At 53.9% G+C, this 13,233-nt stretch carries 8 protein-coding genes; 4 read left to right on the top strand and 4 right to left on the bottom strand.

Annotation, left to right across the window (positions count from 1 at the left end):
* Positions 1 to 117 precede the first annotated feature (117 nt).
* Both mqo and RTX30_RS09925 read right to left on the bottom strand, forming a co-directional pair.
* On the bottom strand, positions 118 to 1,773 hold the full coding sequence (gene mqo / locus RTX30_RS09930) for a malate dehydrogenase (quinone) (protein ID WP_312689328.1): 1,656 nt from the start codon (positions 1,771 to 1,773) through the stop codon (positions 118 to 120).
* A 311-nt stretch (positions 1,774 to 2,084) separates the two neighbouring features.
* Complete coding sequence (locus tag RTX30_RS09925) at positions 2,085 to 2,999, bottom strand: N-acetylmuramic acid 6-phosphate etherase (protein WP_312689326.1); 915 nt, start codon at positions 2,997 to 2,999, stop codon at positions 2,085 to 2,087.
* A 174-nt stretch (positions 3,000 to 3,173) separates the two neighbouring features.
* Between RTX30_RS09925 and RTX30_RS09920 the strand changes: the two genes are divergently transcribed.
* Positions 3,174 to 4,790: a sensor histidine kinase gene (locus tag RTX30_RS09920; RefSeq protein WP_312689324.1), complete on the top strand. Its 1,617-nt coding sequence runs from the start codon at positions 3,174 to 3,176 to the stop codon at positions 4,788 to 4,790.
* A complete protein-coding gene (gene dcuR / locus RTX30_RS09915; protein ID WP_312689322.1) occupies positions 4,787 to 5,506 on the top strand; it encodes a two-component system response regulator DcuR in 720 nt (239 codons plus the stop codon). The genes RTX30_RS09920 and dcuR overlap by 4 nt, the downstream gene beginning before the upstream one ends.
* Here dcuR and RTX30_RS09910 read toward each other — a convergent pair.
* Entirely contained in the window at positions 5,487 to 6,449 is a 963-nt protein-coding gene (locus RTX30_RS09910; protein ID WP_312689320.1) for an FAD:protein FMN transferase, read from the bottom strand. The genes dcuR and RTX30_RS09910 overlap by 20 nt on opposite strands.
* 78 nt (positions 6,450 to 6,527) lie before the next feature.
* Entirely contained in the window at positions 6,528 to 9,308 is a 2,781-nt protein-coding gene (locus RTX30_RS09905) for a flavocytochrome c (RefSeq protein WP_312689318.1), read from the bottom strand.
* Between the two features lie 638 nt (positions 9,309 to 9,946).
* Between RTX30_RS09905 and RTX30_RS09900 the strand changes: the two genes are divergently transcribed.
* The gene (locus tag RTX30_RS09900; RefSeq protein ID WP_312689316.1) at positions 9,947 to 11,458 is read left to right on the top strand and encodes an anion permease; all 1,512 of its coding nucleotides are present in this window, start codon (positions 9,947 to 9,949) and stop codon (positions 11,456 to 11,458) included.
* A 51-nt stretch (positions 11,459 to 11,509) separates the two neighbouring features.
* Positions 11,510 to 13,159, top strand: coding sequence for a class I fumarate hydratase FumA (fumA, locus tag RTX30_RS09895; RefSeq protein ID WP_312689315.1), 1,650 nt, complete (start codon positions 11,510 to 11,512; stop codon positions 13,157 to 13,159).
* The last annotated feature ends 74 nt before the right edge of the window (positions 13,160 to 13,233 follow it).

The following is a 13,233-nucleotide window of genomic DNA, read 5'->3' as shown; positions in this document are numbered from 1 at the left end:
GATATATTTTCTGCGTGTGCTGAATAATAACCACACAATAAAAAACGTAATAATTGCGGAGGAAACTATACTGCGCTCAATAATAAAAAAGCCCCTGTTTCCAGAGGCTTTTTTTATTTACAGCGCCATATCATGCTGTGGCGTGGAGGCAGGTTGTTCCTGCGCAGGCTTCGCTTGCGGGGTGGTGTTCTGGACGTTCATCTGAATGACCGGCGGTTTGGTCAACTGCAGCGTGGCGGCGGTGTCATCCCACACCTGCTGCGTCAGCGCCACATTACCATTCATCTCCTGGCCGTAGCTCGGTACGATTTCATGGATCTTGTTCTGCCACTCGGCAGATTTGAACTGTTCAGGGAACATTTTCTTGATCACATTTAACGTAATTGGTGCAGCGGTGGACGCGCCCGGCGAAGCACCCAGCAAGGCTGAAATGGTTTTCTGCTGATCGACGACGACTTCGGTACCCAGTTTCAGCACGCCGCCCTTCTCTTCATCTTTTTTGATGATCTGCACGCGCTGGCCGGCCTGAATCAGTTTCCAGTCCTCTTTACGCGCATTCGGATAGTACTCTTTCAGCGCCTCGAAGCGGTCATCATCACTCAGCATGACCTGGCTCACCAGGTATTTCACCAGGTCAAAGTTATCCAGGCCAACGTGGGTCATCGGCATGAAGTTGCTGGTGGTGGTGGTGCTCAGCAGATCAAAGAAAGAGCCCTGTTTAAGGAATTTCGTCGAGAAGGTGGCGAATGGCCCAAACAGCACCACGCGTTTACCATCAATAAAACGGGCATCAATGTGCGGCACGGACATTGGCGGTGCACCTACCGAAGCCTGACCGTAGACTTTCTGCATGTGCTGGCTGGTGATGGCCGGGTTTTCCGTCATCAGGAAAGAGCCACCAACCGGGAAGCCGGCATAGTTATCCGCTTCCGGGATACCGGTTTTTTGCAGCAGTTTCAGCGCACCGCCGCCCGCGCCAATAAAGACATATTTGGCATCAATAGCGTGTTCGTTGCCATTGTTCACGTCTTTGATCGTCACATGCCAGGAGTTATCAGCATTGCGTTTAAAGTCGGTGACTTCTGAAGAGGTCTGCAGTGAGAAGTTGTTGCTTTTTTTCAGGCTGCCGACCAGCTGGCGGGTGATTTCGCCGTAGTTAACATCGGTGCCGACCGGGGTCCAGGTTGCGGCCACTTTTTGCTGCGGATCGCGCCCTTCCATGACCAGCGGTGCCCATTGCTTAATTTGCTGATGGTCGGTGGAGAATTTCATTCCCTGGAATAAGGTTGTTTGCTGCAATGCGGCATAACGCTTGGCCAGATAATTCACATTATCGCCCCAGACAAAACTCATATGCGGGGTAGAATTAATAAAGGCATGCGGGTTATTCAAAATACCGCGTTTCACCTGGGCTGACCAGAACTGGCGGGAAATCATAAACTGTTCGTTAATTTCCAGCGCTTTGCTCACATCAATCGAACCGTCCGGGCGTTCCGGCGTATAGTTCAGTTCCATATTGGCTGAGTGACCGGTACCGGCATTATTCCAGCCGTTCGACGATTCCAGCGCGACACCGTCTAGTTTTTCGACCATCACCTGCTTCCACTCTGGTTGCAGCGCTTGCAGCCAGGTGCCCAGAGAGGCGCTCATGATACCGCCGCCAATCAGCAGAAAGTCGGTTTTTTGGGTCTCTTCCGCATACGCAGAGGTCGCAGAAACGACCAGCATGGCGATCGCGGTCAGCGAAGTTGTTGTCTTTTTCATAGCAGGCATTTTGATAAATGAAATAGCATTCTGTGATTCGAGAAGGCATATATTAACGCACTTTTACCTTCTTTTAAAATATCATTCACAATTTTGACAATTCTTGCGATTAAAGTGCGGTTGCTTTTTTTAATTAAAAAAAGAGCTTCTTTATTTTGTGTGGAATTAATTAATCTGTAATTTCTTTTAAATTGCCAGAATATCAAACAGCTTGTTATTGCGAAGCGGGAAATAATTTCGCCCTTTATTTCGCCATATTGGAAAAGAAAAGGAATGTAACCGCCCGTCAGCGCAACGGCTGAACGGGCGGTGCAGGAAGATTATAACGCTGCCGCCTGCACATTGGCTTCGCGCAGCGCAATGCGTAGATGGTGATGGTTTTCTGCCAGTAACAACTTCGCCTGCCCGGCACTCAACCCGGAAAGCAGCATTAAAATCGCCGCGCGACCCTCGCCGTCGCTGGCAGAGAGTGCCTGTTTCGCCTGCTCGCGGCTGCACTGCGCAGCGGCCATCACGACTGCGATTTGGCGTTCAGCCCAATGGGTGTCTGTTGGCTGGATATCGACCCGCAGGTTGCTGTACACCCGGCCGGTGCGCACCGCCAGTCCGGTACCGAGCATATTCAGGATCTGCTGGCGTGCCAGTTCTGCTTTTGGCTCAGCAAAACCGCTGATCACTTCCGCGCCTGTCTCGGGGGCCAGCACAATATCAGCCAGCCGTGCGGCCGCGCTGCCACGGTTGCGGCAAACCAGCGCCACGCGTGCCCCGAGCGACATGGCATAACGCTGCGCGCCGCAGATCCACGGCGTTTCTCCACTGACCGAGAGCGCCACCAGCATATCGTTCGCAGTAAAGCGAATTCCTTGCAGATCGCTAACACCGCGCGCTTCACTGCCCGCGGCCATGTTTTGCTCTGCGTTACGCGCTTGGTCGCCGCCGGCCATTATCGCGACCAGCGGGTGGGTAGCGCCCTGCGCAAATCCGCTGGCAAATCGTACGGCGGCCAGCCCTGAAGCCCCGGCGCCAATACAGACCACTCGCCCGCCACGGTTGGCCGTTGCGCTCGCGTTGTCCACCAGTCGGGTGATGTCGGGCAGGCAGGCGGCAATGGCCTCGCAGACGCCCCGATCTTGTTGATTCATCAGCGCCAGCATGTCCCCGGTCGCGAGGCGATCGATATGGCGGGTGTCAGGGTTGCGGCGATCCTGGGTCGAACCGTTTGGCTTACTGCTCATAGAGTGCTCCTTCTCAATGGTTCCACACTCACTATAAGGTTATTTATATGTTGGACCTGAGAATGGGGTCACGCTTCCCGGCACCTTTTGTAAGTTTTCATCTTTTTACATCGCTTTATGATTTGCCCCCTATCGGCGATAATAGATACCTCGTTGTTAATAATCGGGTTTGTTATGAACGATTTTGCGTCCGCCGCCGTGAAGCCCCGTAAGCGACCGATGAAACTCAGTACACGGGTCACGCTAATGGTCTGCAGTGTCACCGGTTCAGTACTGTTGCTGGCCTTTGCTTTGTGGTTCTGGCAGATCAGCAATGCCACGCGTGACGGCGTAAAAGAGACGGCGCTGGCCGTTGCCCGCACGCTTGCCGATGCGCCCGAAGTCAAGCGTGGGCTGCGTTTGCCCCCGAACAGCAATGTGATCCAACCGCTGGCGCAGGCGGTGGCAACGCGTAACGATCTGCTGTTTGCGGTGGTCACCAATATGCAGGGCATTCGTTATTCTCATCCCAATACCGCGATTATTGGTCAGCATTTTATTGGCAACGATCTGGAGCCCGCGCTAAAAGGCAATGAAAATGTGGCGGTTAACCGCGGCGTGCTGGCACCGGCATTACGCGTGTTTACCCCCGTGTATGATGACAACCATCAGCAAATTGGCGTGGTGTCGATTGGTATCTCGCTGAGCAAAGTGGACGAGCAAGTCAGTCGCAGCCGCTGGGCAGGTATGTGGATCCTGCTGTGCAGCGCGCTGATTGGCACCCTCGGCACCTGGCAGTTGGTGCGCGTGCTGAAGCGGATTTTACTCGGTCTGGAGCCGTATGAAATCTCTGCCCAGTTCAAGCAGCGCCAGGCGATGTTACAGTCATTAAAAGAGGGGGTGATCGCCATTGATGCCGATGGTCGCGTCACGCTGCTCAACCACGCCGCGCGGCAGATGTTGCTCGGCAATAATGCCGCCGGTGAAACCGGGCACGGCCCGTTGATGGCTGAACTGCTGGAAGTGCTGAAAACGGGCCAGCCACGTCAGGACCGGGAACTGGGGCATAATGGTTTGCTACTGCTGTGCAATACCGTACCGGTGCGCAGTCAGGGTGCGGTAATTGGTGCCATTAGCACCTTCCGCGATAAAACCGAAGTTAGCCAGTTGCTGCAACGTCTGGACGGGATGGTGAATTATGTTGACGCCCTGCGCACCACTTCCCATGAATTTATGAATAAATTGCATGTGATCCTTGGCCTGCTGAATATGAAAAGCTACGACAAGCTCGAGGGTTACGTGCTGCAAACCGCGCAGAATTACCAAACTGATATCGGCGCGATCCAGCACCGTATTAAATCGCCGGTGGTGGCGGGTTTCCTGTTAGGAAAAATCAACCGCGCGAAAGAACGCGGGTTTACGCTGACCCTGGCCGATGAAAGCCAGGTCCCGGAGAACCCTAACGCCCGGCAGGTGACTGTGCTGGTCACGGTGCTGGGGAATTTAATTGAAAACGCGCTCGATGCCATGAGCCAGCAGGCAGAAGGCGAAGTCAGCCTGTTACTGCATTATCAGAATGGCTGGCTGATAGGCGAGGTCAGCGATGACGGGCCGGGCATTGAGCCGGAGCATATCGGGATGATTTTCCGTAAAGGATTTTCAACCAAAGGCGATAACCGGGGTGTGGGGCTGTTTCTTGCCAGCCAGCAACTTAGCGAACTTGGCGGCACGTTATCCGTTGAGTCAGAACCCGGCGTATTCACCCAATTTTTTGTCCATCTCCCCTGGGATAGTGAAAGGAAGACCGCGTGATAAATGTATTAATTGTTGATGATGATGCCATGGTAGCCGAACTGAACCGGATGTATGTGACACAGATACCCGGTTTCCAGTGCTGCGGCACGGCATCTACGCTGCGTCAGGCCGGGGAGATGGTGAACGATCCACGGCTGTCCATCGATTTAGTCCTGCTGGACGTTTATATGCAACAGGATAGCGGCCTTGATCTGCTGCCGATCCTTCGCGCCTCGGGGCGTGCCATCGACGTGATAATGATCACTTCAGCCGCCGACGCCAACACCATTCAAACCTCGCTGCATTATGGCGTGGTTGATTACCTGATTAAGCCCTTCCAGTTCCCGCGCTTTGAAGAAGCCTTGACCACCTGGCGCGAGAAACGCAAGCAGATGGATGCCCAGCCCTATTACGAGCAATCCGACGTTGATCGCCTGCTGCATGGCAACGCACCGGAAGTGGCCGACACGCGTAAGCTGCCGAAAGGGTTAACCGCGCAAACGCTGCGCACCATTTGTCAGTGGATTGATGCCCATCCGGGCATTGAGTTTTCTACCGATGAACTGGCAAGCGCGGTAAATATCTCTCGCGTATCCTGCCGTAAGTACCTGATCTGGCTGGCGCAAATCAATATTCTTTATACTACCATTCACTACGGCGCAACGGGGCGCCCGGTGTATCGCTATCAGTTGATTGCCGAGCAATACAGTCTGCTTAAGCAGTACAGTCAGTAACCCGGTAGCTGTCGTCCGTTTGCGTAAAGCGGAACTGCCGCTGCGAAGAGAGGATAATGTCGCGGTTTTTGGTCACGAAGATCGCGTCAATGTCCTCACGCTGGCGAAGCGCAGCGCACCCCTGCTCCACGCCCATTCCGAACAACAGGGTGGTCCAGATATCGCCATCAAGCGAGTCGCTGGAAATCACGGCCACGCTGTCGAGCTCATTCTCCAGCGGGTAGCCGGTGCGCGGATCGAGAATATGGTGCCAGCGTTTGCCGTCCTGCTCAAAATAGCGCTCATACGTACCGGACGTCACCACCGATTTGTTCACAACATCGATCGTTCCCACCAGCGCGTCTGCCCCGGCGAACGGTTTTTTCACGCCGATTGTCCAGGCGCCGTGCGGCGTGCCGAGTGTCTGTACATTACCGCCAAGATTGATCAACGCTTCACTCACGCCTTGCTGATGAAGGTCATCACGTACGCGATCAGCAATAAAGCCTTTAGCAATCGCGCCAAGATCGATCTCCATTCCCGGTTGCGCCAGAAACACGGTGCCGGCGACGTCATCCAGCACCACGTCTTGTGGGCGGGTAATACGCAAACGTGCAGCAATATCACTGGCGGCAGGCACGCGGTCACCCTGAAAACCGATGCGCCACAGTTTCACCAGCGGACCAATCGCCAGATTAAATGTGCTATTTGGCCATACGCTGGCGTCCCTGGCACATTTGATCAGTTCATATACCGGGCGGCTGACATGAACCGGATGACGCCCGGCCGCGAGGTTAATGTCCATCACCTGCGAGGGTGTGCGATTAACGGTAAAAAGATCTTCGTATTTTTTGATTAACGAAAACACGCGGGAAGCAAGGGCTGGATTGGGAGAAAAGAGTTTTAGCAGGACAGGTGACCCCATCAGAACCGCAGAGTAACTCCAGACAGGATTATCAGACATCGGTTTCTCCTTACGGACTGGCTGACGGCGCGTAAACATTCAGGCCTGCACATGGCAGGCCTGAAGTGTAGCACGATGTTAACTGCGTTTTGCGCGAACCGCAGCCTGATGCCCGGCAAGGGTACCGAAGATGATGATATCGGCCACGGCGTTACCCCCTATACGGTTACCGCCATGGATCCCGCCCACCACTTCCCCTGCTGCATAGGCACCGGGGATCACCTGCCGGGCGGTATTCAACACTTCGGTCTGGGTGTTGATTGTCACCCCACCCATGGTGTGGTGCACGCCAGGCGCAATCTGGATTGCGTGGAACGGGCCTTCGTTGATCGGCGCACGTAGCGCGGTGGTACGACCGAAGTCGTCATCATGCTGTTTTTCCACAAAACCGTTATAACGCTCCAGCGTGGCAAGAAACGCATGCATATCCATACCGAGTTTGTCCGCCAGTTCGCGCGGTGAGCTGGCGCTGGTCACAAACCCGCGGGCAATGTACTCGTCGGCCGCTTTGTTTTTGGCTCGAACATGCTCATCAAACACGATGTAGGCGTAATGCTCTGGCAGTGCGATGATCGCCGCGGAGACTTTATCGCGGGTCGACATCTCGTTGAAGAAACGGTTGCCCTGCTGGCTGACCAGAATGGCACCGCCACCGCGAATCGATTCTGAAATCAGATAAGAGGTATTCTGCTCAACCGTCGGGTGGATCTGAATTTCCCCCATATCGACGGTGCCTGCACCAATACGTTCCAGCAAGGCGATGCCGCTGCCGGTCGCGCCTTTATGGTTGGTGGTGACAAAGCCTTCCAGATCAGGACGATATTTAACCACCATCGCACTGTTGGCGCTAAAGCCGCCCGTGGCGACGATAACACTTGTCGTCTGCACGGTGATGCTCTCTTGCTCATCGGTCAGCAGTTGCACGCCGCTCACTTCCCCTTCGCTAAACAGAATGTCGTTTACGGAGGTGTCCAGCATCACATCAATGCCGCGTTTGGTCACGTTGCGCACCAGACCGCTGATCAGGTAGCCCCCCACAGCCGACCCGTCACGCGGGCGGTGCGTACGGTCAATGCTCATGCCGCCAGTGGTGGTGATGTCGTTGAGCATAATGCCGCGACACGCAAGCCACTCAATCGCTTCTGGCGCATTTTCAACAAAGCGTTGCAGCAGCGCCGGATTGTTTTTGTTGCCGCCGCCTTTCAGGCTTTCCTGATAAAACAGTTCCTTGCTATCCTGAATCCCTTTCACGCGCTGGAAGCGCGTTTCTGCGGCGTTCATCCCGGCAGACGCTTTAATGGTATTACCGCCGATGGTCGGCATTTTTTCCACAATCAGTACGCTGGCACCTTCGTCATGCGCCTGAATCGCTGCCGCCAGCCCGGCGCCGCCGCTGCCTACCACCACGACGTCATAGCTTTTCGGGCCAGCAGGTGCGCCGCCCTCTTCCGCGACCCGCGCTTTACTGGATTTGATCATCGCCTTCGACACGGCTTTTTTCACTGCTTCACTCTGGCTGGTCGCGCCGGAGATGGCATCAACATGTGGAGTATTGGCGTCAAGAATACGGCCGCGGATCTCTTCAAAACTGCTGGTGAATTCCACCGTTTGCACCGGGCTGGAGGCCAGTTCAATATCGACAATGCGGTCGGTTTCCAGGCTGACGTTGAAAACCAGTTCATTCACATCATCCAGCACCGTTTCAACGTACACGCCGGGTTTGAATTTCGCCGCGCCCATGCTCATATCGCGGATCATCGCTTCTACCAGCGAAAAACGCCACAACGGCTCAGGAATGTTCAACGCTTCACGCTGCGTGCTGTCGATGAACAGCTCCAGATTCTCACCGCTGGCAATACGCGCAGCCCAGTCAGGATAGGCAATGCAGGCACGCCCGACGGCCATCAAATCGTAGCCGTGATCCAGTCCCTGCTCAGCATCTTCGGCGTTAACTACGCCGCCAACGCCCATTACCGGCACCTGCGCCAGCGTGTCGGAGCGCAGAGCGCAATATTTATCGATCAGTGGCGTAGGATCGCAGGTGTCGTTAATAGAGGAACGCAGTGCCGACCCGACAGAAAAGTGCAGATAATCGACACCGCGCGCCGCCAGTTTTTCCAGCAGGAACAGGGTGTCGTCAAAGCGGATACCCGGGACTTCCAGCTCCTCCGGTGAGAAACGGTAGCCAATAATAAAGGCGTCATCGGCATACTGGCGGGCCATTTTGTGGGTGATGTCCAGTACTGCCAGCGGAAATTTCGCACGGTTGTCGCGGCTGCCGCCCCACTCGTCGTCACGCTGGTTAGAGTTTGGCGAGAAAAATTGTTGGATTAGGTAGGTGTTGGCACCGTGAATTTCGACACCGTCGAAACCGGCCAGAATGGCGCGGCGAACCGCCTCACCGAATTTCACCACCATTGCTTCAACTTCAGCCGTGGTCAACGCAACCGGGGTCGCTGCACCCTCGCGTGGCGCGGCAATGGCGCTTGGAGCAACCGGCGTGCGACCGCCAATCAGCTTCGGCTCTACCATGCGTCCGCCGTGGTAAATCTGCAGCAGCGCTTTTGAACCTTCCGCTTTAATGGCCGCGGCAATTTTCGCCAGTCCGGCAATTTTTTCATCATTATCAATGCCGATAGCGCCAGGAAATGCCAGACCAAGATCGTCGACAAAACAGCACTCAACAATAATGGCGCCAATACTCCCGGCACGGACACGATAATACTCCACCAGCTCACTGGTGACCGTACCGTCGAAATATCCGGTGCAGGTGGTCATGGGCGCCATTAACAAACGATTTTTCAGTTCTGCGCCATTCGGTAATGTAAAGGGGCTGAGAATGCGTTCGTTGCGGGTCATAATAAAACTCCAAAGTCTTAAAATTAAAATTCAGAATTCGGTGACGGATATTATTTCTGGTTATGTTTCTTTATCCTTATGTCATGTATTTAATATACCGAGAATTTTACTTACCAAATTAATTACGTTAGTTAATAAACTATTTAATACCCCACATAACACAGCTACCTCCAGCGTATTATCATTTTTAAATAAAGCATTCACACACCATTAATTACCCGTAACATCATGATTACCACACCAATAAATGAAACGTCTTTTCACTATTAAAAATAACGATTAATTTCAACAATATAAATTAAACAGTCACTTTAATGAGATTTATTATCAGTACAATTAATTAACATTTAGCGGTTTTTTAACCCGATAACCCCATAACTCTATGTGGGTATCAAAAGCATTAAAAAAAGCGCTCGCCTTTTCATTTTTTTGATCTCAATCAAAGGTATTATTGCGTGTGAGAGCAATATAGAAATACAAAGATTTTTTAATTTAACGCGTATAGATTGGCGTTAAGTAATCGCACCTGGAATAAAAAAGCAGGCGTTTAATAACTAAAAAAAGCTTTTGTAACTAAATTAACCGCAGCCACTGTTCCGCAACGACAACGAATTTTTAACTACTTGTAGATGCTCATTATGAAAGAGAAAACAACAACCGCACCGTCTGCCAGCGCAGCCAGTGCAAAGGCTGGAAATAAAAACCGCCTGCTAATGATGGCACTGCCGATCGTGGTGGCAGTACTCCTGCTATTTGTTCCTGTCCCTGAAGGTTTGCCCCCTTACGCCTGGCATTACTTCGCCATCTTCGTCGGCGTTATTGTGGGTCTGATTTTCGAACCGTTACCCGGCGCGGTGATCGGGATGACCGGGGTGGTGATCATCGCCCTGTGCAGCCAGTGGGTGCTGTTCAGCCCGGAACAACTGGCTGACCCGAAATTCAAAATGGCCGGACAGTCTTTTAAATGGGCGGTCAGTGGTTTCGGTAACTCAACCGTCTGGCTTATCTTTGGCGCCTTTATGTTTGCCGCCGGTTACGACAAAACGCAGTTTGGCCGTCGGCTGGCATTGATTCTGGTGAAATATCTGGGTCGCCGCAGCCTTACGCTCGGCTACGCGATTACCTTCGCCGATCTGCTGCTGGCACCGTTCACCCCGTCTAACACCGCACGTAGCGGCGGGACAATCTACCCGATTATCGCCAACCTGCCGCCGCTGTATGGTTCCAAACCGAACGATCCAAGCGCGCGCCGCATCGGCTCATATCTGATGTGGGTGGCGATCACCGCTGCCTGTATCACCAGCTCCATGTTTCTCTCCGCTCTCGCGCCGAACCTGCTGGCGCTGGCGCTGGTGAAAAGCACGGTGGGCATTAGTATCTCGTGGGGTTCGTGGTTTATCGCCTTCCTGCCGCTGGGGGTGCTGCTTATCCTGACTATGCCGCTGCTGGCCTACTGGTTCTACCCACCGGAAGTGAAGGTGAATGATGAAGTGCCGCTGTGGGCGAGTCGTGAGCTGGAAAAACTGGGCAAAATGTCCCGTAACGAAATCCTGCTGCTGGTGTTTGTCTGCTGCGCGCTGCTGATGTGGATTTTTGCCGCCGACTTTATCGAACCTGCACTCGCGGCGCTGTTAGTGGTGGTGCTGATGCTGTGGACCGGCGTACTGACCTGGAATGACATCACCAGCAACAAGCCGGCCTGGAACACCTTCGTCTGGTTCGCCACCCTGGTTGCGCTGGCCGATGGCCTCTCGTCTACTGGCTTTATCGCCTGGCTGGGTAAAGAAGGTGGCGTGTTGATGGGCGGTATCTCTCCGGGGATGGCGACTATCGTTCTGCTGCTGGCGTTCTACCTGCTGCATTACCTGTTTGCCAGTACTACCGCGCACACCACGGCACTGCTGCCAGCCATGCTGACCATTGCCGCCACCATTCCTGGCATCAATATGGAAGTGGTGGTGCTGGTGCTGTGCACCTCGCTCGGCGTGATGGGTATCATCACCCCATACGGTACTGGCCCAAGCCCCATTTACTACGGTAGCGGCTATCTGCCAACAAAAGACTACTGGCGTCTGGGCACCATCTTCGGCGCGATCTTCCTCGCTGCCCTGCTGTTGATTGGTTATCCGTGGATTTCCATGATGTTCTGATTCATAACCGTCGGGCTTTCCCGGCGGTTTTATTTTATGGAGTAGAGAGCTATGTCGAACAAACCCTTTGTTTATCAGGATCCGTTCCCGCTGGCGAAAGACAATACGGAATATTACCTACTGAGTCGCGAACATGTTTCGCTTACCGATTTTAATGGTCAGCCGGTCCTGAAAGTTGAACCCGAAGCGCTGACGCTGCTGGCGCAACAAGCGTTCCACGATGCGTCATTCATGCTGCGTCCGTCCCACCAGCAGCAGGTAGCCGCTATTCTGCACGACCCCGAAGCGAGCGAAAACGATAAATACGTTGCGCTGCAATTCCTGCGTAACTCCGAAATCGCCGCCAAAGGCGTGCTGCCGACCTGCCAGGATACCGGCACCGCAATCATTATGGGGAAAAAAGGTCAGCGCGTGTGGACCGGCGGCGGTGATGAAGCAGCACTCGCGCGCGGGGTGTATAACACCTATATCGAAGATAACCTGCGCTACTCGCAGAACGCGCCGCTGGATATGTATAAAGAAGTGAATACCGGCACCAATCTGCCCGCACAGATCGATCTGTATAGTGTGGATGGCGACGAGTACAAATTCCTGTGCATTGCGAAAGGCGGCGGTTCCGCCAATAAGACGTATCTGTATCAGGAAACCAAAGCCCTTATCACGCCGGCAAAACTGAAAAACTACCTGGTCGAAAAAATGCGCACCCTCGGTACGGCAGCCTGCCCGCCTTACCACATCGCCTTCGTCATCGGCGGCACCTCAGCGGAATCCACGCTGAAAACCGTGAAGCTGGCGTCAACCCGTTACTACGATGGTCTGCCGACGGAAGGGAACGAGCATGGTCAGGCATTCCGTGATGTGAAGCTGGAACAGGAACTGATGCAAGAGGCCCAGAACCTGGGGCTGGGCGCACAATTTGGCGGGAAATATTTCGCCCATGATATCCGCGTGATCCGCCTGCCACGCCACGGTGCATCCTGCCCTATCGGCATGGGGGTTTCGTGCTCTGCCGACCGTAACATCAAAGCGAAGATCAACCGTGAAGGTATCTGGATCGAGAAGATGGAGCACAATCCGGGGCAGTACATTCCGGACGCGCTGCGCCAGCAGGGCGAAGGCAATGTGGCGAAAATTAATCTCAATCAGCCAATGAAAGATATTCTCGCCCAGCTTTCCGCCTTCCCGGTTTCGACGCGTGTATCGCTGAATGGCACCATTATTGTGGCGCGCGATATCGCCCATGCGAAACTGAAAGAGCTGATTGATAACGGCGAACCCCTGCCGCAGTACGTTAAAGATCACCCGATTTACTACGCAGGCCCGGCGAAAACGCCGGAAGGCTATGCTTCGGGTTCACTCGGCCCCACCACCGCGGGTCGCATGGATTCGTATGTGGATCTGCTGCAATCGCATGGCGCGAGCATGATCATGCTGGCAAAAGGCAACCGCAGCCAGCAAGTGACCGATGCCTGCGCCAAACATGGCGGCTTCTATCTGGGAAGTATTGGTGGTCCGGCAGCTGTACTGGCCCAGCAGAGCATTAAGAGCCTTGAGTGTGTGGCGTACCCGGAACTGGGAATGGAGGCGATCTGGAAGATTGAGGTAGAAGACTTCCCGGCGTTTATTCTGGTGGACGATAAAGGCAATGATTTCTTCCAGCAGATTCAGAACAAACAGTGCGCAGGTTGTAACCAGCGCTAAGTAAAAACAAACGGCGGGGAAACCCGCCGTTTTTTATGCCAATAATTAACAGTATGCCGTCGACGAACGCCCTG

Source organism: Kosakonia sp. (assembly GCF_032052965.1).
GTDB lineage: Bacteria > Pseudomonadota > Gammaproteobacteria > Enterobacterales > Enterobacteriaceae > Kosakonia.
Note: the sequence above shows the minus strand (reverse complement) of the source record. Positions and strands in the feature narration are given on the sequence as shown.

Excerpts from the sequence above, each read along its gene's own strand:
- RTX30_RS09910 (WP_312689320.1), bottom strand. The coding sequence starts at position 6,449 with ATGTCTGATAATCCTGTCTGGAGTTACTCTGCGGTTCTGATGGGGTCA.
- RTX30_RS09920 (WP_312689324.1), top strand. The coding sequence starts at position 3,174 with ATGAACGATTTTGCGTCCGCCGCCGTGAAGCCCCGTAAGCGACCGATG.
- fumA (WP_312689315.1), top strand. The coding sequence starts at position 11,510 with ATGTCGAACAAACCCTTTGTTTATCAGGATCCGTTCCCGCTGGCGAAA.
- RTX30_RS09925 (WP_312689326.1), bottom strand. The coding sequence starts at position 2,999 with ATGAGCAGTAAGCCAAACGGTTCGACCCAGGATCGCCGCAACCCTGAC.
- RTX30_RS09900 (WP_312689316.1), top strand. The coding sequence starts at position 9,947 with ATGAAAGAGAAAACAACAACCGCACCGTCTGCCAGCGCAGCCAGTGCA.
- mqo (WP_312689328.1), bottom strand. The coding sequence starts at position 1,773 with ATGCCTGCTATGAAAAAGACAACAACTTCGCTGACCGCGATCGCCATG.
- RTX30_RS09905 (WP_312689318.1), bottom strand. The coding sequence starts at position 9,308 with ATGACCCGCAACGAACGCATTCTCAGCCCCTTTACATTACCGAATGGC.